Source organism: Bradyrhizobium sp. CIR48 (assembly GCF_014198315.1).
Taxonomy (GTDB): domain Bacteria; phylum Pseudomonadota; class Alphaproteobacteria; order Rhizobiales; family Xanthobacteraceae; genus Bradyrhizobium.
On the sequence record NZ_JACIHG010000007.1, the window covers coordinates 72,334 to 90,353 of the forward strand.

Annotated in this window: 17 protein-coding genes and 3 pseudogenes; 10 read left to right on the forward strand and 10 right to left on the reverse strand. The window is 64.2% G+C overall.

From position 1 onward, the window contains the following. Positions 1 to 126: 126 nt before the first annotated feature. Both GGD66_RS21755 and GGD66_RS21760 read left to right on the forward strand, forming a co-directional pair. The gene (locus GGD66_RS21755) at positions 127 to 1,485 is read left to right on the forward strand and encodes an amidohydrolase family protein (protein WP_409362380.1); all 1,359 of its coding nucleotides are present in this window, start codon (positions 127 to 129) and stop codon (positions 1,483 to 1,485) included. 473 nt (positions 1,486 to 1,958) lie between these two features. Continuing rightward, positions 1,959 to 3,716 carry a CYTH and CHAD domain-containing protein gene (locus tag GGD66_RS21760; RefSeq protein ID WP_183258974.1) on the forward strand — a complete coding sequence of 586 codons (1,758 nt, stop codon included), beginning with the start codon at positions 1,959 to 1,961 and terminating at the stop codon, positions 3,714 to 3,716. Between the two features lie 117 nt (positions 3,717 to 3,833). Here the strand turns inward: GGD66_RS21760 and GGD66_RS21765 are convergent, their stop codons facing one another. The 3 genes from GGD66_RS21765 to GGD66_RS21775 all read right to left on the reverse strand — a co-directional run bounded on the left by GGD66_RS21765 (position 3,834) and on the right by GGD66_RS21775 (position 6,726). Continuing rightward, positions 3,834 to 4,457 carry a transglutaminase-like cysteine peptidase gene (locus tag GGD66_RS21765; protein ID WP_177237231.1) on the reverse strand — a complete coding sequence of 208 codons (624 nt, stop codon included), beginning with the start codon at positions 4,455 to 4,457 and terminating at the stop codon, positions 3,834 to 3,836. Positions 4,458 to 4,788: 331 nt separating this feature from the next. After that, on the reverse strand, positions 4,789 to 5,400 hold the full coding sequence (locus GGD66_RS21770; RefSeq protein ID WP_026202686.1) for a PilZ domain-containing protein: 612 nt from the start codon (positions 5,398 to 5,400) through the stop codon (positions 4,789 to 4,791). 135 nt (positions 5,401 to 5,535) lie between these two features. Further along, the gene (locus GGD66_RS21775; RefSeq protein WP_183259148.1) at positions 5,536 to 6,726 is read right to left on the reverse strand and encodes an MFS transporter; all 1,191 of its coding nucleotides are present in this window, start codon (positions 6,724 to 6,726) and stop codon (positions 5,536 to 5,538) included. Positions 6,727 to 7,204: 478 nt separating this feature from the next. On the opposite strand from GGD66_RS21775, the gene GGD66_RS21780 reads away from it, so the two are divergent. The 3 genes from GGD66_RS21780 (at position 7,205) to GGD66_RS21790 (ending at position 9,374) form a co-directional block, all read left to right on the forward strand. Then, positions 7,205 to 8,356, forward strand: a complete 1,152-nt coding sequence (locus GGD66_RS21780) for a zinc-binding dehydrogenase (RefSeq protein ID WP_183258975.1) — start codon at positions 7,205 to 7,207, stop codon at positions 8,354 to 8,356. Positions 8,357 to 8,359: 3 nt separating this feature from the next. Then, the gene (locus GGD66_RS21785) at positions 8,360 to 8,857 is read left to right on the forward strand and encodes a DUF5680 domain-containing protein (RefSeq protein WP_183258976.1); all 498 of its coding nucleotides are present in this window, start codon (positions 8,360 to 8,362) and stop codon (positions 8,855 to 8,857) included. A gap of 94 nt (positions 8,858 to 8,951) precedes the next feature. Further along, positions 8,952 to 9,374 carry a VOC family protein gene (locus GGD66_RS21790; RefSeq protein ID WP_183258977.1) on the forward strand — a complete coding sequence of 141 codons (423 nt, stop codon included), beginning with the start codon at positions 8,952 to 8,954 and terminating at the stop codon, positions 9,372 to 9,374. A gap of 202 nt (positions 9,375 to 9,576) precedes the next feature. Here GGD66_RS21790 and GGD66_RS21795 read toward each other — a convergent pair. From GGD66_RS21795 to GGD66_RS21810, 4 genes and pseudogenes are all read right to left on the reverse strand, one after another. Beyond that, positions 9,577 to 9,738, reverse strand: a pseudogene (locus GGD66_RS21795) (SAM-dependent methyltransferase); the annotation flags it as partial. Positions 9,739 to 9,987: 249 nt separating this feature from the next. After that, entirely contained in the window at positions 9,988 to 10,446 is a 459-nt protein-coding gene (locus GGD66_RS21800) for a nuclear transport factor 2 family protein (protein ID WP_183258978.1), read from the reverse strand. A 144-nt stretch (positions 10,447 to 10,590) separates the two neighbouring features. Then, positions 10,591 to 11,064: an isoprenylcysteine carboxylmethyltransferase family protein gene (locus tag GGD66_RS21805; RefSeq protein ID WP_183258979.1), complete on the reverse strand. Its 474-nt coding sequence runs from the start codon at positions 11,062 to 11,064 to the stop codon at positions 10,591 to 10,593. 21 nt (positions 11,065 to 11,085) lie between these two features. Then, positions 11,086 to 11,978: pseudogene (locus tag GGD66_RS21810) on the reverse strand (NAD(P)/FAD-dependent oxidoreductase). 211 nt (positions 11,979 to 12,189) lie between these two features. On the opposite strand from GGD66_RS21810, the gene GGD66_RS21815 reads away from it, so the two are divergent. From GGD66_RS21815 to GGD66_RS21825, 3 genes and pseudogenes are all read left to right on the forward strand, one after another. Further along, the gene (locus tag GGD66_RS21815; protein ID WP_183258980.1) at positions 12,190 to 12,873 is read left to right on the forward strand and encodes a TetR/AcrR family transcriptional regulator; all 684 of its coding nucleotides are present in this window, start codon (positions 12,190 to 12,192) and stop codon (positions 12,871 to 12,873) included. A gap of 7 nt (positions 12,874 to 12,880) precedes the next feature. After that, a pseudogene (locus GGD66_RS21820) lies at positions 12,881 to 13,194 on the forward strand (transposase); the annotation flags it as partial. A gap of 111 nt (positions 13,195 to 13,305) precedes the next feature. After that, positions 13,306 to 13,818: a hypothetical protein gene (locus GGD66_RS21825; RefSeq protein WP_183258981.1), complete on the forward strand. Its 513-nt coding sequence runs from the start codon at positions 13,306 to 13,308 to the stop codon at positions 13,816 to 13,818. 16 nt (positions 13,819 to 13,834) lie between these two features. On the opposite strand, the gene GGD66_RS21830 is transcribed toward GGD66_RS21825, so the two are convergent. Beyond that, complete coding sequence (locus GGD66_RS21830) at positions 13,835 to 14,188, reverse strand: cupin domain-containing protein (RefSeq protein ID WP_179734326.1); 354 nt, start codon at positions 14,186 to 14,188, stop codon at positions 13,835 to 13,837. A gap of 282 nt (positions 14,189 to 14,470) precedes the next feature. On the opposite strand from GGD66_RS21830, the gene GGD66_RS21835 reads away from it, so the two are divergent. Next, positions 14,471 to 16,420 carry a DEAD/DEAH box helicase gene (locus GGD66_RS21835; protein WP_179734328.1) on the forward strand — a complete coding sequence of 650 codons (1,950 nt, stop codon included), beginning with the start codon at positions 14,471 to 14,473 and terminating at the stop codon, positions 16,418 to 16,420. Between the two features lie 78 nt (positions 16,421 to 16,498). On the opposite strand, the gene GGD66_RS21840 is transcribed toward GGD66_RS21835, so the two are convergent. Next, on the reverse strand, positions 16,499 to 16,807 hold the full coding sequence (locus GGD66_RS21840; protein WP_183258982.1) for a hypothetical protein: 309 nt from the start codon (positions 16,805 to 16,807) through the stop codon (positions 16,499 to 16,501). 121 nt (positions 16,808 to 16,928) lie between these two features. Then, positions 16,929 to 17,435 (reverse strand): GNAT family N-acetyltransferase, encoded by a 507-nt coding sequence (locus GGD66_RS21845; RefSeq protein ID WP_183258983.1) that lies wholly within the window; start codon positions 17,433 to 17,435, stop codon positions 16,929 to 16,931. A 146-nt stretch (positions 17,436 to 17,581) separates the two neighbouring features. On the opposite strand from GGD66_RS21845, the gene GGD66_RS21850 reads away from it, so the two are divergent. Then, positions 17,582 to 17,968, forward strand: coding sequence for a hypothetical protein (locus GGD66_RS21850; RefSeq protein ID WP_183258984.1), 387 nt, complete (start codon positions 17,582 to 17,584; stop codon positions 17,966 to 17,968). The last annotated feature ends 52 nt before the right edge of the window (positions 17,969 to 18,020 follow it).

An 18,020-nucleotide genomic window follows, 5' to 3' on the forward strand; every position in this document is an offset into this window, starting at 1 on the left:
AGGACTGCATATTTGCCGCCGTGGTGGCCAGTTGACGGCGGCCGGACGTCGGCGTCAAATGGCACGTAGAAGTTGCGTGCCTGCCATCACCCCTCGCGTAGCCCTGCACCTCAGCGGAGGCCGGCCATGACGGGTTTGAGGATGCCGGCCAGAGTGTCCGGAATCGCCACGCTGCTTGCGGCCGTTGCAATGATCCTCGGCAGCGCGCCCTCGGCGCCGGCCCAGCAGGACTCCGCCGTCCTGTTTCGCAACGTCCGTATATTCGACGGCAAGAGCGCCGCGCTCTCAGCCGCGTCCAACGTCCTCGTCAGAACTCGCAAGATCGAGAAGATCTCGACCGCGGACATCGCGGCCGCCGGTCAGGTGATCGACGGCGGCGGCCGCGTGCTGATGCCGGGACTGATCGATGCGCATTGGCACGCGATGCTGGTGCGCCCGACGCCGATGGCTGCGCTTGCGGGCGATATCGGCTACAACAACCTGCTCGCCGCCAGCGAGGCGACGGCCACGCTGATGCGCGGCTTCACCACCGTGCGCGACATGGGCGGGCCGAGCTTCGGCCTCAAGCAGGCCATCGACGAGGACCTCGTCGCAGGTCCTCGCATCTATCCCTCCGGCGCCATAATCACCGTCACCAGCGGTCACGGCGACTTCCGCCAGCTCTCCGATCTGCCGCGAACGATCGGCGGCATGCTGAGCCGCATGGAGCGGATCGGCGGCAGCATGGTGGCCGACAGTCCCGACGAGGTGCGTGTGCGCGCGCGCGAGCAGCTCATGCAAGGGGCCTCGCAGGTCAAGCTCACCGCAGGCGGCGGCGTTGCATCGCCCTTTAGTCCGCTCGACGTCTCCACCTTCACCGAGCCCGAGCTGCGCGCGGCGGTCGAAGCCGCCGACAATTGGGGCACCTATGTTGCTACGCACGCCTATACGTCGGTCGCGATCCAGCGCTCGGTCGCGGCCGGCGTCAGATGCATCGAGCACGGTCATCTCATGGACGAGGCGAGCGCCAAGCTGATCGCTGAGAAGGGGATCTGGTTGAGCACGCAACCGTTCCTGGATATCTCCGCTGCAGCCGCGCTCGGACCCGCCGAGCAGGACAAGATGAGGCAGGTGGTCGCTGGAACCGACCGCGTCTATGCGCTCGCGAAGAAGTACGGCATCAAGACCGCGTTCGGCACCGACGTCCTGTTCTCGCAGGCGCTGGCGGATCGACAGGGCGCCATGCTGGCCGCGCTCGCGCGCTGGTACACATCGGCCGAAGCGTTGGCCATGGCGACGTCGGCCAATGCCGAATTGCTGAGCCTGTCCGGTCCGCGAAATCCCTATCCGGGCAAGCTCGGTGTGGTCGAGGAGGGCGCGTTCGCCGATCTCCTGCTGGTCGACGGCAATCCGCTCGACAACATCAAGCTCGTCGAAGATCCCGCGAGGAATTTTGTGGTGATCATGAAGGGCGGCAAGGTCTACAAGAACATCCTCGCACGCTGACGAGTGCGCGCGTGGATCACATCCTGCGCGCCTGCCAGGGCATGAGGTGGCGGGATTGGATCGCTGCTAGGGGCGATCCTCCGCAACCGGGCTGATGCGCCGCGAACCGGCCGCGATCTCCGGAACCGCGGCGGGCCGTCCAGGGCTTGTCATAATTCCGGGCCTGTCGTCGGAGGCATGGCTTCTCAGCGTCTCCAGAACCAGGAAGAATTTCTCGGCTAGCATGAGTCAAACTCGCTGATGCGTTCGTTTCGGTTTCGAGAACAGCGAATTTCGCTCGTCAAATCGGTCACTTGCTGCGCTCGGGGCCAATTTAGTTCGTCATGGCACGCCGAATTGTGACAAGCCTTGCCGGATTTCTGCGTCTGGCACGTCGTGTCGATGATCAGGCAGCGCGACTAACGTGACTATTCCTTGCCGGACTGACGGGCTATATGCTGTCGCTCTGTCATTAAACTGTCATGTCATCGTAAATGCTGAAATCAGACCCAACACCGGCTCGCAAAACCTCGAGTGCGCCGGACGGAAATCCTGTCCTGAAGGACAACAAGAGGACGCAAGTCGTCGCCGGCTTTCTCAGGCAGATTGAACCGGCCGAGCCCGGCGCGGAACCTGCGATCGTCGAGGGCGCTGTGAGTGATCAGACGCCATCGCAAGATGCCCCGCCTGCTCCGGAACCAACTCGGTCGAGCCTTGTCGCGCACCCCGGCGAGATCGAGCTCAAGCTGGTCGTCGATGCCGATCGCATGGCGCATTTCAACGCCGCGCCGGTCATCGCGGCGAATGCGCGCAACAAGGGCTCGCGAAAACACCTCAAATCCGTCTACTATGATACGCCCGATCGGATGCTTCGGCGCAACGGCCTGAGCCTGCGCGTTCGCCAGAGCGGCGCGCGCTTCGTGCAGACCGTGAAGACCGACACAGCGGATGATCCGCTGCGCCGCGGCGAGTGGGAGGCGAGCGTGGCCTCGCTTGCGCCCGATCTCGCTCTGGCGATGCCGTTCATTCCGGAGAAGCTTCGCAGCCATCTCGGAGCACAGCCGCTCGAAGCTATCTTCACCGCCGACGTCCATCGCCACGCGCGGATGATCGACCTGCCGTCCGGCACGGTCGAGATCGCCTTCGACCAGGGCGTGCTCACGGCGAGCGATCGATCGCTGCCGGTGAGCGAGATCGAGCTGGAGCTCAAGAGCGGCAGTGCGAGCACGATCTACGAGGTCGCGTTGCGGCTGGCGGAGCACGGCGCGGTGAAGCCGTCCATCCGCAGCAAGTCGGCGCGTGGCTTCGATCTTGCCGCGGGCGCGCCGCCCTCGGCACGACGCCCGCGAAAACTTCGCCTCGATCCTTCGGTGACGCTCGACGAAGCCTTCGCGACGATCCTGCGCTCGTGCTTCCTCCATCTGCTTCAGTCGCTGCCGGCGGCCGAGGACGGGCGCAATCCGGAGGGCGTGCATCAGCTGCGTGTCTCGCTGCGCCGGATTCGATCGGCGCTCGACCTGATGCGCTCGGTCGGCGCGCTCAGCAATCTCGACGCACTGCGCTCGGAGGCGCGCTGGCTGGCGCAGGACCTGTCCGCCGCACGCGACTGGGACGTGTTCCAGCGCGAGACCTTGCCGACGATCGCGAAGGCTTGCCCTTCAATCGCCGGCTTCGATGCGCTCGGCCGGGCTGCGGCCGAACGCCAGTCCGAGGCCTATCGCAAGGCCCATCACGCGCTCGACGATCGCCGCTGCGCCATGTTCCTGATCGGCCTCGGCAACTGGATCGAGACGCGTGGCTGGCGCAACGACGTCGCCGCCGAAGATCTCGGCCGGCTCGCCGAGCCCGCCGTCAACTTCGCGCAGCGCATTCTGTCGGAGCAGTACGCCAAGGTGCTCAAGCGCGGCCGCCGCTTCAAGTCGCTCACGATGGAGGAGCTGCACCGGGTGCGGCTCGCGACCAAACGGCTGCGCTATCTCAGCGAGTTTCTGCTGCCGCTGTTTGCCGATCGCAAGTCCGCGAGGAAGTTTGCCCGCAGGCTCGCCGGTTTGCAGGAGGAGCTCGGCGCCTTCAACGACATGGCGGTCACGGCTTCGCTGCTCGACGGGCTCGGTGCCGAGCCCGACAGCGCCATCGCCGCCGCCGCGATCGCCGGCTGGCAGGCGCGTGCATCGATCGGCGTCAAGCCCGCCTTGCAAGGCACCTGGCGCGATTTCACCGCCGCGCGCGTGCCTTGGTCCTCACAGGGCTGATCGCAGAACCCCAAAAAGTTGCGGCCAGCCATTGGGGGATGGCTGGCCGCGCGCGAACCGGTCTGGGACGGGGAGGGGTGGGGATGTGACCGGGTCGCGTAACTCCTTGTCTCGTTCTTAATCTCTGGCGCTGGCGGTGGAGACCGCCGGCTTGGTATCGCCCAGCGAGACCCAGACGTTGGGATCGCTCTGCGACTGGCGCTTGACGAAGCGGTAGCCGGTTTCCGTCCAGGCAACGACGTTCTCGTTCTGATTGTCGAGAACGAACTCGCCCTTGTCGGTCTTCACCGTCAGCACCGCGTGTCCTTCGCCCTTCTTGTCGCGCACGACGGTGATCAGCAGGGCCTGGCGCGGCCATCCGGCATCGATCAGCATCTTGCGCTTCAACAACACGTAGTCTTCGCAGTCGCCGTAACCGTCGGTCGGCAGCGACCATTTCTCGATCACGCCCCAGTGCTCCTGGTCGGTCAAAGGCTTGACGGTCTCGTTGACCCAGCGATTGACCTTGACGAGGTCGCGCCATGCGGCCTGCGACATCACGATGTCGCGCGGCTGTGCCGGCGTGCCCTGGCACTGAGCGGTATTGTCCGCGCAGAACTCGACCCAGCCGATCGGCGCACGCGTGGTGTCACCGAGGCTCGCGTAGAGCAGACGGCCTTCGCCGGCCTGCGCTGCCGCGCTGATCCCGAAGAGCATGGCAGCCAGCGCCAGCCCTTTCCCCTGTCCCTTGAAGTCAAACATTGCGGCCCCCGTTTCTTGTTGGGACCACATTTCGCACGGAGCTTTTGAGTTGCCGCTAAGTCAGTCAAGTCAAGTCGAGACGAATACAAGTAAAAGGCGCGGCGAATTCGATCTATACTTGAATCGAATTCTCATAAAATTTGAAACAACTGCAATTGATTCAAGTTTTATCGATTAACGCGGAAACGCTGGCGGAACCGCCATTTCAACGTGCAAACGGGCCGCGCGTTAACCGGCGCGAGGCCCATGATCACGCGCGAAAAAGGCGGCGTCCGCATTGCGGAAGCCGCCTTCGGGGCTGGAAATACAGGGGTTTTGGCGTCCTAGCGCTTTACCGCGCGGTAACGCTCTCTTCGAGTGTCTCGATCGGCTGCGCGTGGACGAACTCCAGCGCGAAGCCGTCTTCGAGGTTTCGGACCACGCGGCCCTGGACCCGGCCGAGCATGACGGTCGATTTCAGCGGCGGCCGGTTCTCCGCGGCGATGGCAGCACCGGACAAGGAAAGGTCGATGATGCGGCAGGTCATCTTGGTGCCGTCCTCGAGCGTCAGCACCGCGATCGGGTTGCGCGGCACGATACGGTCGTGGCGACGGTCCTCCGGCAGATTGAGGATGTCGCGGTTGGCGAGCCAGGTCAGCTGCGCGGCGAGCTTGTCGCGCTTTCGGGGCGTCGCCCCGATCGTCATGGCGAAGCCGTTGTCGATGATGCGGGTGATCTTGCCCTCGACACGGCCGATATGGTCGAGATAGGCGACGACGCGGTCGCCGACATTGCCGATGCCGGGGGCGAGCAGCGCGAGGCCGCCCGGCGACATGTTGATCACCTGGCAGGGGAATTCGCGGCGGTCCGGCAGCATGTAGCGGCCGAGCAGGTGCACCTTCACCCGCTGGAAACGCCGACGCTCTTCGGCGGCAGGAAGAAATTTTTTGTTCGCCAACGCCATTTTCAACACCCGACCCCCCGCCCGGGCGGAGTCCGGGACGACCCTAAGGTGCATAGGGTTAATGCCGCGTTAGGATTGGGTGCGGCGGAAACGGACAGACACGTTGCGTTCGAAAAGCCACACCCGGAGGGGTGCTCAAGCCGGCCTCGTCGCCCGCCGCTGCAGCAGGACCAGCAGCGCCAGCAGCACCGCGGCGGACAGCCCGAGCGACCAGTGAATGCCGATCGCCGCGCCTGCTAGCCCGACCGTGATGCCGCTGAACGCCCGCATCCCGAGCCCCGCCATATTATAAAGACCGACGACGCGGCCGCGAATGTCGTGCGGGGCATTCACCTGCACCAGGGCCTGCGCCATGGTGTTGAACGACAGCTCGAAGAAGCCGGCGCAGAACAGCAGCACGATCGCAACCGGATAGATCCGCACCGTGGCGAAGCCGAGCAGCGCCGCGCTCCAGAGCATCGCCAGCAGGATCGCGGTGCGCGGCGTGCCTTTCAATCGTCCCCAAGACTCCAGCGCGATAGCGGCGAGCACCGCGCCGGCCGCATCCGCCGCGAGCAGCACGCTGTAGGAGACGCCGGGATCGCCATGGCCGAGATCGCCGGCAAAGCCCGGCATCTGGGCGTGATAGGCGTTGCCGATCATGAAGGAGGTGAGGCCGGCGAGCCAGGTCATCGCCGTCAGGGTCGGCTGGGTGCCGATGGCGCGGATGGTCAGCACGATGTCGGCAAGGCCGCGCACGGCAAAGCGCCGCACCGCCACGCTGCTGTCGCGCGCCGGCGCCCAGAACAGCCAGAGCAGCATCGGCAGATAGAACAGCGTGTTGAAGATGATGCCGTGCGAGGTGCCCAGCGTCAGCATGATGATTCCGCCCACGGCAGGCCCGACCAGGATGCCGAGATAGCGCGCCATCGCGTTCAGCCGCACCGCGCTCGGCAGGTCGGCGGGGCCGACGAGGTCGTAGAGCAAGAGCTGGTTCGGCGTCTGCCAGAGCACGCCGGCGCAGCCATGGATCACCAGCAGCAGCATCGCGTGCCACATCTGGATCGTATCGGTGATGAAGAAGAAGCCCCATCCGCTCGATGCCACGATGAACAGCAGCATGCCGCACTGGATGATGCGGCGCGGATCGAACCGGTCGGCAAGCCCGCCGACCGCGACCGAGAACAGCAGGAACGGCAGCCAGTGCGACAGCACCGCAAAACCCGCCAGCGCCGGCGAATGGAATTTCTGGAACACCACCCAATAGCTGATCACATGCTCGATGTTGTCGGCCATCATCGCCAGCACGTAAGAGCCGAACTGGAGCCGGTACGGCACCGACTTCATCGCCGCGAACGAGCCGGACGCAGCCACGGGATTTTGGGGAAGGGGGTTCAAGGGGGCACCTGGGTGGGACTATCGGCGCCTTACACGGTCGAGGGTGAGGGCTCAAGACAATTGGGTGTGTGGGCATCTGCCATGCACTGCCACCACGAACTCCGCCGTCATCCTGAGGAGCTCACCTTGCGATGCGTCCGCATCGCAAGGTGAGCCTCGAAGGATGGACCGCAACCCGTAGCCCATCCTTCGAGGCTCCCCGTGCGACGCTACGCGCCGCACGTTTCGCACCTCAGGATGACGGTAGAGTGTGTGGCAGCTGCCGTAGCCCGGATTAGCGGAGCGATATCCGGGGCCGCTGATCCCGCATGTCGCTTCGCTCATGCGGGCTACGAATTCCTGCATCTTGGCACGCGCGTACATCTCACATAGCTTTGCCTCAGCCCGCACCCATCAATCATAACAGACGGGCATCGAGGAAACAGCCATGCAATCCATTCGCGTCTGCACCCATGCAGGGCCGGGCTCAGAGCCAGTCATCCGCACCGTGCCGTGGCCGAAGGTCGGCCGCAAGGCTGCGCTGATCAAGGTGGGCGCCTGCGGGGTCTGCGGCACCGATCTGCATATCCTCAAGGGACATTGGCCGAAGCCGCTGCCCTGGCCGTTCACGCTCGGCCACGAGCTCGGTGGAATCATCGTCGAGTGCGGCGAGGAGTTTACAGAGGACTTCATGAGCAAGCCGCTCAAGGTCGGATCAAAGGTGATGATCCCGCCGCTGATGCCCTGCGGCCATTGCTATTACTGCATCCATTATCCGCAAACCGCCAACAAATGCCTGACGCCGGTCTATTACGGCCGCTATCTCGGCTTCGACAAGGCGCCGCACATGTGGGGCGGCTGGGCCGAATATGTCTACGTCGATCTCGAGATGCTGCCGGGCACCAAGATCTACAAATTGCCCGACGACATGTCGCTGCGCTTAGGTGCGCTCTCGGAGCCGCTGACCTCCTGCATCCGCGCCTTCAACCGCGCCAGCCGCGCCGGTGGTTTTTCCTGGGGCGACACGGTGGTAATCCAGGGCTCGGGGCCGATCGGCATTCTCGCGGTCGCGGCCGCAAGGGAGATGGGGGCGGGGCGCGTCATCTGCGTCGGCGCGCCGGAGGAGCCGCGGCTCAAGCTGGCCCGCGAATTCGGCGCGGAGGCGACCGTCAACATCGAGGAGATCAGATCGCCGCAGGAGCGCATCGCGCGTGTGCGCGAAATCGTCGGCGGCTTCGGCGCTGATCTGGTGATGGATTGCTCGGGGCATCCCACCGCCGGCCCGGAAGGCATCGAGATGCTGCGTGACGGCGGCACCTATGTCGAGATGGGCCAGTTCACCGATGCCGGCTCGATCGAGACCTCCTGGCACCGCATCTGCACCAAGGATCTCAACGTGCTGGGCTCCTGGGGCTTCACCGGCAACGATCTGCCGCTCGGCGTCGACATGCTCTATCGCACCGCGGGCAAATATCCCTGGCTGAAGATGCAGACGATCTATCCATTCACGGAGGAAGGCGTCGCGCAGGCGGTGAAGGACGCCATGGCGATGAAGACGGTGAAGTCGACCATCGTGCCGTGGCCGGAGCTGGTGGACTAGACGATGCCATCGGTCCCGCACGATCTCGCGGCGTTCCTGGTCGAGGCCAAGCGGCGCACCTATGCCGGCCTCGACGACGACGCGACGGTGGCCGCGCCGTTGCTCGCCGGCTCCAAGCAGCTCGAGCATCGCGCGTCGTCTTACGCCTATCGCGATATCTATTTCGGCATGGGATTTTTCGTCGGGCAGGAGACGGTGTCGAAGGACGACCGCGTCATCTGGTCGATGAGCTACGGTGGTGGCGCCGGTGCGGAGATCAGGGATCGGGAGACTTTCCTCGCGATCTACAAATTCCTGCGTCACGCGCTGCTGGCTGTGAGCGTCGAGCAGCCATACCGCGGACCGCGCCGATTCGAACAAGCGGGGATGCTCTACCGCAACGAGGTCGAAGGCGCGCTCGATCGTTTCCACGGCGTCGAGACGATTGCGCGGCAAGATGGCATGCAGCTCTACGAGCTGCGCTATGGTGGCGGCTGCTGCGATAGCCCTGCGAGCCTGTAGCCCGGATGGAGCGAAGCCCAATCCCGGGACACCGGCCCCGCATTCCGCTTTGCTTCATGCGGGCTACGAGCCGCAATTTGGAATAAGGGCCACGATGACAAACGAACAGACACCCGAACCAACCCGGCGCTCTCCCTTCAACGCCATCCGCGCGATCGACTACACCGTTATCTTCGTGCGCGACATGGCGGCGATGCGCCGCTTCTATGAGGGTGTCCTCGCCTTTCCGCTGCTGCGCGAGCTGTCGCCGAACTGGATCGAGTACGGCTTGGGCGGCAACACGCTGGCGCTGGCGCGGCCGAGACGAACCGCCGCCGATGCGCCGACGCCGCCGGGCAGCGCCGCGCTGCAACTGGCGTTCAAGGTCTCCGCGGCCGAGGTCGATGCATGCGCCGACGAACTCGTTCAGCAGGGCGTCGCGCTGGTGTCGCCGCCGACCAACCAGTCGTTCGGGCATCGCACGCTGTTCTTCCGCGATCCCGACGGCAATCTCTTGGAGATCTATGCCGAGATCTAGGCTGTGTACTCATTAAGCAGCTGTGCTCCGCTCCGGGGTCTCGGCGTCAAAATGCGCGGTCGCAACCACAACCGGCCGCAGCGGTTCGGCTTTTTGCGCCACGGTATCCTTCCCGGCCAGCGCAGCGGCCATCAAGGCCAGCGAGGGGCGTCTCCCCCTGCTAATCGCTATCAGCTTGCGCGGGATTGCGCGCCGTGACGATCTACGTCGCGCCGTCGATCATCACCGACCGCTCGCCGGGGCAGTCCGCGAAGGCGGCACGAACCGCGGCCGAGGCGCGGGCGCGGATGTCGTCGGGCTGATCAACAAGCGCGCGCGACAGCGGGCCGACCTCGAACGTCATCTTCACCGCGTCGTCGATCGCCGTGATCGCGGCCTGGCCGAACACCTCCAGCCTACCGTCGAGCCGGGCCTGGTGGACGACCCAGCGCTCCCCGCTTTGGCCCTTCCAGTTGGTGATCTGATCGGCATTGTGCTGTGCCATGACATATCCTTGTTCTGGTTCGTTCTTAACGAAGCTATCCGATGCCAAAGTCCATCGTCTCCAGCGAGCCCGCCTCCACTAGTGATAAGGCGCCGTGCGCTGATGGCGGCATCACACGAGTGATCCGCGTTAGCTCACGATCGGGCCAGCCGCAGCTTCATCCAAACCAGCACGAGCTTGGATAGCGAGGCTTCGTTCTGCAGCCTGCGAGTCGAAATATTCCTCAATCGAATAAACCTTGCCCCATCGCAACTTGAAGACGTGGACGCCCCTGTTCACATACGAGCTTTGGCCGTCAAGTAGCCTCGCGTTGGCCCGCCACTTGACGAACACTGTGGTATTCCATGGCCAACCCGTCACCTCGACCTGCTCAATATCTATATGAAGCTTCGGGAAAACACGGCCCATGCGCTCGAACCACTGCTTCACCGATTGCTTTCCATGTCGCTCACCCCCCAACGCATGATTTCCGGCAACCCAGTGATACGCGTTTGGTGTTAGGCCCTTTGCAGCATCATCCCAACGCTGGTTGTTGACATGATCGAAGCTCCTGCGGATCTCTTTTTCGACAATTAGACTGTAGACCATTGATGCCACCTGTTGTTGGATAGCCGACGGCTCTACAAGACGGATGGATACTTTCCAGATACTGAAAGCTGCTCCGGGTAACGACGGCGATCCGTTGGGAAAGCTGGCCGACGGGCGGCCCCGCAGGCGGCAGCGGCGGAATAGTCAGAGCCAGCGGCGAACCTCGGCCTTGTAGCGGCGGTAGTCGTCGCCGAACTTCGCTTCGAGATAGCGCTCCTCGCGGGCGATCACCTGCGTCTGGATCGCGATCAGCACCAACGGGAGCAAGGCGAAGGCGATCGGCCCGTCGAAGCCGATCGCAAGACCGGCATAGATAAGCGCCATTCCGAGATACATGGGATTGCGGGTCCACCGATAAGGGCCGGTCGTTGCGATCAGGGTCGTTGGCTGCGACGGCGGAACGTTGGTGCCCAACCGCCGGAACAGCCCCGCCGCCGCAAGCATCATCGCCGCGCCGGCAACGAACAGCAGCGCGCCGGTCGCGACCAGCAACCGCCCGTCGATGCCGAAAGAGCGCTGGGTGACGAACCGCTCCGCCGCCAGCCCCAACAGCAGCGCTCCCAGATAGACGAAGGGCGGAGGGAAGCGCACACCCGCGCTGTCCGGTTCGACCGCCATGCTCATCTCCAATCTGCGCTCTCAAACCACCATCGACTGCTGGGCGAAGATACCCGCCATCGCGCCCTGCGATGATGCCTGGGTGACCGAGGGCAAGAAGACCGTGGTGAGGTCGCCGGCGGCGTAGATGCCAGGCGTGCTGGTTTGACGGCGTTCGTCGACCTTGAGGACGATGCCGGCGGGCGTAGCCACGGTGGCAAGGCCCAGTGCTTCATGCAGGCTTGCGGACGGCTTGTTGCGCGGATTGGCGAACAGGATGTCGACCGCGACATTGCGGCCGGTATCGAGATTGACGGTGGCGATATGGCCCTGGTGATGGGCGATCTCGACGATCCGGCCATCGACGAGAGGTATGTTGCGGCGCGCCAGATCGGCCTGGATATCGGGCGGAATGTCGTGACCATCGGCGAAGAGCGTCAACTTGTCAGTCCAATCGTGGAACAGCCTGACCTGATTGTGCGACTGCGGGCTGGACCAGACGAGGCCCCAATGCTGGCCGGCGACTTCAAAGCCATCGCAATAGGGGCATGGCACGATGGACGTGCCCCAGCTTTCGGCGTAGCCCGGAACATCAGGCATCTGGTCCACGATGCCATAGCTCAGGATCAGGCGGCGCGCCGCAAGGCTTTCACCATCGCCAGTAAGGACAGAGAAATTGTCGATGGCGCCGGAGACGCTGTCGGCCCGGGCACTGACAAGCTTGATCGCGGGATAACGCGCCAACTGCCGCCGCGCCTCCGCCAGGATGTCCAGCGGCGGCTTGTGATCGTGGCCGAGCAGTCCATGCGAGTGGCCGGCGAAGCGGTTGCGTGGCAGACCGGTATCGAGAACGGTGACCTTGCGGCGGCGCGGCCGAGCTGCAAGGCGCCGGCGAGACCGGCAAAGCTGCCGCCGATGATGATGACGTCATCCATGGTGATGGGCTCCGTGTTGTGGATGGAGGGAGACGAGTTGGGCTTGGCGGTGGCCCGAGCGCGGGCGAGGCCGATGGCGGAAAGCGCAGCCAACTTCAGCAGGGCTCGTCGTTGCATCGAAGGAGTCACCTTACCCCCTGGCTTGCACATTTCAGATACTTCATGGTATCGTAATTCAAGAATTAGGATACTTTCAAGTACTGGAATTGCCGTGACCGAAAACAGCCAGGGCCGGCGCGGCCGGCCCGCTAACGAGGCGCTTGGCCAAACCATCATCGACGCCGCGCGCGAGCTCTTTGTGGAGTTGGGTTTTCAAGCGACGACATTGGACAAGGTCGCCCAGCGAGCGAAGATATCCAAGCTCAGCATCTACAGGCACTTCGAGAACAAGGAGGCGCTGTTCGGCGCGGCCATGGCGGCCGGCTGCCATCAGTTGTTTGCACCACAGGCCCTTCTTGAAGGCGTCGACGGTTCGGTCGAAGATCAGCTCGTGGCGGTGGGATCATCACTGCTTCGCACGCTGTTGAGATCAGACGTCCGCAGCCTCGAAGCCATGGTCATGGCCAACAAGACGAGTCAAAACGCGTTAAGCAAGCTCCATTTCGAATCCGGCCCCGCCCATGTCATCGCCGAAATCGAGGCCCTGTTGCGTCAGTTGCACGCGAAGGCGGTTCTGAACGTGCCCGATCCTCTCCGGTCCGCCCGCTTGTTCGCCGCGCTTTTCAAAGGATCCGATCTCCTGATGATTGCACGCTTCGATCAGGCTAAAGCAGAGGACCACAACGAAATCGAATCCTATTGCCGGTCGGCCGTCGCCATGTTCATCGCCGCGCATCGTGACAACGACCAAGTGGGCGGAGATTTGCCTGCCTTAAGGTCAAAAAACAAAATTTGAATCGTGCGTGACTAGCAAAATTCATGCGGTGGTCGATAGCAATGGTCTGTCGGTACGGCTGGCGCTGAGCCCCGGTGAGGCGCACGACGTTCGACTAGCCGGAAAACTGCTGTCTCGTCTGAAATCCGGGGCAATGTTACTCGCCGACCGTGGCTATGACGCCGACTGGATCAGAGAACTTGCGATGAAGAAGGGCGCGCGTGGGCCAACATCCCGCCAAAGAGCAATCGCAGCGATCCGATCTGCTTCAGTCCGTATCTTGCTTTCGTTCAGCTCGCCTCGATCAGGCTATGGCTTCGCGTTAATGAGTCCACGTCCTAGTCCAGTCACGGTGTCCGTCGCCTGAAAAGTTCCACCGGAAATCGCCGAGTTATTCACGCCGAGGTGAAACTTAGGTCCAGGTTGCGGCTTTCAGTTGCCAGGAGAGCGATCGTGAAGCGAATCCTGAAACCGGTCACTTACGTGCTGGCTGCCATCTACTTCGTGGTGGATGCGGTCTTCATGGCCGTGGCGCGGCCAATAGCGCGTTGGATCGGGCGGCATTTCGAATTCAGGCGATTGCGCGCCTGGATCAGGGGCCTACCGCCTTATCCATCGCTCGCTTTATTCTCGGTGCCCGTCATCATTCTGGAGCCGGTCAAGCCCGTGGCGGCCTATCTCGCCGCGACCGGTCAGTTCGTCAGCAGCGTTGTGACTTTCATTGTCGGCGAGTTGCTCAAGCTGGTGTTGGTCGAGCGCCTCTTTCATCTCACGCGCGACAAGCTGATGCGAATTCCCGCCTTTGCCTGGGCTTACGGAAAATACGCCGCGGCAAAGGCGTGGCTGCAGGCGACCGAGGCCTGGCGGGCCATCCGAGCGCTGGCCCGCGCAATCAAGGACAATGCTGCACGCGCAAGAGCCAGGCTGGCCGGCCGCTTCAGCCGGCTGGCGGCCTCCAGGGATTAGGCCGCCGCGCTGCCCTCTACGCAAGCTTGCGCGCCGCGGCGGTCGCCTTGTCGCCGGTGTTCGGGGTGCCGGTCGGCTCGATCAGCATCAGGTGGACCTCCTCGCGCGCCACCGGGCGATGTTCGACGCCTTTGGGCACGACATAGAGCTCGCCCGGACCGAGCGTCACCGTGCGATCCCGCAATTCGATGTCCAGATTGCCCTTCAGGACCAGAAAGAAGTCGTCGGTGTCGTCATGCTTGTGCCAGGTAAACTCGCCCTTCACCTTCACCACCATCACGTCGCAATCGTTGAACGTCGTGATAGTGCGCGGGGACCAGAGGTCCTCAAAGGTCGCGAGCTTGTCGGCGAGCGATATGCTGTCAGGCATGTTTCCCCCATTGTTCTCTTGTGAGAAACGATTTGGTATCGGATGGCCGGTGCGGCAAGACCGTATCCATTGACCGATCGAGGTGGCGGTAAAAATCCTCCGCAACCTCTAAGCGCGGTTCTCTGCGCGAAGCCATGCATCATAGGCATGGTGATTTCCGGGCACTTGGCGTAAAGAGCGCCCAGATCAAATCAGCGTGCGGCCGGGCCGTTTGCCGCGCATGCAGCTCAGGCCCCTCGGCTCACAGTTTGCGCGCCTGAATTAACCAAGGTTCTCCATCCCGTGTCTTTTCCGGCCCTGACCCCGCCGCTCGCCCGCGCTTTGGCCGAGCGGAACTACGATTCGCCAACCCCCGTTCAGCTCGCCGTGCTCGCGGACGAAGCCGCCGGCCGCGACCTGCTGGTTTCGGCCCAGACTGGCTCCGGCAAGACCCTCGCTTATGGCCTCGCCATGGCCAAGGATCTGCTCGGCGATGCCGAGCGGTTCGAGCGGGCGGCGGCTCCGCTCGCCTTGATCGTGGCGCCGACCCGCGAGCTCGCGATGCAGGTTCAGCGTGAGCTTGCCTGGATCTACCAGCATGCGGAGACGCGCGTCGTCTCCTGCGTCGGCGGCATGGATCCGCGCCGCGAGCAGCGCGAGCTCGCCGCGGGTGCTCACATCGTCGTCGGTACGCCCGGCCGGTTGTGCGATCATCTGCGCCGCGGCCGTCTCGACATCTCGGAATTGAAAGCGGTCGTCCTCGACGAGGCCGACGAGATGCTCAATCTCGGCTTTCGCGAGGACATGGAGTTCATCCTCGAGACCACGCCGGAGACGCGCCGCACCCTGCTGTTCTCGGCGACCTTTCCGCGCGGCATCGTCGCGCTCGCCAAGCAATATCAGCAGCAGGCGTTCCGGATCGAAGTCGCCGGCGACGAAGGCGGTCATGCCGATATCGAGTACCGCGCCATCCGGATCGCGCCCGCCGATGCCGAGCATGCGGTCGTCAACGTGCTGCGCTTCTACGAGGCGCCGAGCGCGCTGGTGTTTTGCAGCACGCGCGATCACGTCAGGCATTTGCAGGCGGCGCTCCTGGAGCGCGGCTTCTCCGTCGTCGCCCTGTCGGGAGAATTGACGCAGAACGAGCGGACCCTGGCGCTGCAGTCGCTGCGCGACGGACGGGCCCGCGTCTGCGTCGCCACCGACGTTGCCGCCCGCGGCATTGACCTGCCGAGCCTCGACCTCGTCATTCACGCCGACCTGCCCAACGACGCCGAGGTGATGCAGCACCGCTCGGGCCGAACCGGGCGCGCCGGACGCAAGGGGACAAGCGTCTTGCTGGTGCCGCCCGCCCGCCGGCGTCGCGCGGAGCTGCTGCTCAATCTCGCAGGTGTCGACGCCGACTGGGGCACGGCGCCGCAGGCGGACGAAATCCGCAAGCTCGACCATGAGCGCATGAAGGACGTGTTGTTCACCGAGGAGACGACGGCGGACGATCTGGTGTTGGCGCAGGCGCTGCTGGCCGAGCGGTCGGCCGAGGATATCGCAGCCGCCCTGGCGCGGCTCTATCGCGCGCGGCTGCCGTCGCCCGAAGACATCCTCGATCCCGGCGAGCGCAGCGGCCGGCCGCGCGATGATCGTGGTCGCGATAAATTCCAGGATAGAGGCGACGGCGGCGACGATCGCGCCGGAAGACCTCGATCGAAATCGGGAAAAGTATCGTCGAAGCACGGCATGTCGGAGACGAGCGTCTGGTTCCGCGCCGCGATCGGACGACGCAAGAATGCGGAGGCGCGCTGGCTGCTGCCGATGATCTGCCGCCGCGGCGGCATCGACAAGCGCGACATCGGCGCCATCAAGATCATGGACACCACGACCGAGTTCGAGATCTCCGAGCGGGTCGCGGAATCCTTCGCGGCCAAGGTCAAGCGTCCGGACAAGGAGGACAGCATCCGCATCGAACGGCTGGGGGAGGGCTCGCAGCAGCAGGCGCCTGCGGAGGAGCGGTCACACACGCGCGAGAGCCGCGACAGCGATCATCGTGAACGTCGCGACGATCGTCCGCGCGACAAGAGTGAATTCAAGCCACGCGGCAAGCCTCAAGGCGAGCGCGGGCCGAAATTCGGCGATGCTCCGTCTTTCGGCAAGAAGAAGCACAAGAACAAGCCGGGTCACGCAGAGCCGTCGGTCACGGCGTGGCCCGCGAAGGGCGCGCCTGGAAAGAAGCCGAAGAAGAAAAAGCATCGCGGCTGAACCGGCGCCGTTCAGCGCAGACGACAATGATGCCGCCGGGTTGCACCGGCGGCATCATCTGAAAAGTCAGGTGTGAGTTCAGCGGCCGCCGCCACCACCACCACCGCCTCCGCCGCCACCACCTCCGCCGCCGCCGGCATCGCGCATCGACGAGCTGTAGCGCGGATCAGTCTGCTTCATGTAGGTCGGCGAGGTATCGTTGGCGAGGCGCGCGACGGGGCGGCGTGCGCGGCCCGGGGTCGTCGACTCCGCAACGATGCCACAGCTTTCGAAGAAGCCGAACTGGCAACCATCGATTCGGTGTGGCGCCGCGTTGGCGCTGGTCGCGGCGAACGCGCTCGCCGCAACACATGTAATCAAAGCAATCTTCGACAAAGTGAGCTTCATGGATCTTCTCCAGCCTCGGTTCGGCGAGACCGGAACGGCTCGCACATCCCTTCGACGGAGCTTGATCCGACACGGTTCGAGCGTGCGGCTTCACGCCCGCGTGAGCCGGCCGGGAGGGACATTACGCCGCGGTAAGGTCGCGCAGCATGTACGTCGCGCCTTCGCCATAGGAGGCCAGCTTTGCGCGCAGTGCCGCGTCCGCCGTGACGGGCCGAAAGCCGAGACGTTGCCACAGCGGCCGCGTGGCGTAGACCGAGACCAGTGCGAGCGTTGCGATGCCTGCCGCGCGCGCCAGCTGCTCGATCTCGGCAACATAGGAGCGCACGACACCGCCGCGAAAATCGGGCAGCACCGCGACGTCGTGCAGGTAGAGGCAATCCGCATCGTCAGGCAATCGTGCGAGCAGGCCGTCGAGCGGCGGGATCCGGTGTTTCTTCCAGGGATGCGAAAGTCCGTAGCCGGCGATCTCGTCGCCCGTGATCAGCACGCGGCATCCGTCGGGATAGAGCCGCATCTTCTCCGCGAGCACCTCGGGGCTCTCGGGGAGAGCAGGATGAATCCGCGCCGCGATCGCGCTGATCGCGGGCAGGTCGGATGCGTGCGCGGGACGCCAATGCGGCTTGCTCATGTCTTTCCGTCGTTCCGTCTCGGTTGATCCAGTTTATTCCGCCGCGTCGGCGCGCGCAGTGAAAAATATCTTTGCCGCCGTCTCAGGAATACGACGCGGCCTGCGGCGTCCTACCCATGCAAGCCAATTGCATGACAGGAGATATCATGACGTCCTCGATCCGCCTCGCGCTCTCGCTGGCACTCTCGCTCGCGATCGTTCCCGCCGCCTTCGCCACACCGCCGACCAAGACCGGCAAGACCGACAAGGGCAACGTGCTCACCGATGGCAAGGGCATGACGCTCTACACCTTCGACAAGGACGCGGACGGCAAGTCCGCCTGCAACGGTCCATGCGCGACGAACTGGCCGGTGCTGAAGGCCGAGGCCAGCGATGCAGCGGGCGACGGCTACACCATCATCACGCGCGACGACGGCTCGAAGCAGTGGGCCTACAAGGGCAAGCCTCTCTACACGTTCGCCAAGGACCAGAAGCCCGGCGACGTCACCGGCGACGGCTTCTTGAACGGCGCCTGGCACCTGGCGATGCCGTAACCGCGCATCGTGCGTCGGCTGTTGCTAGCGACAGCCGGCGCACTGACGTGCG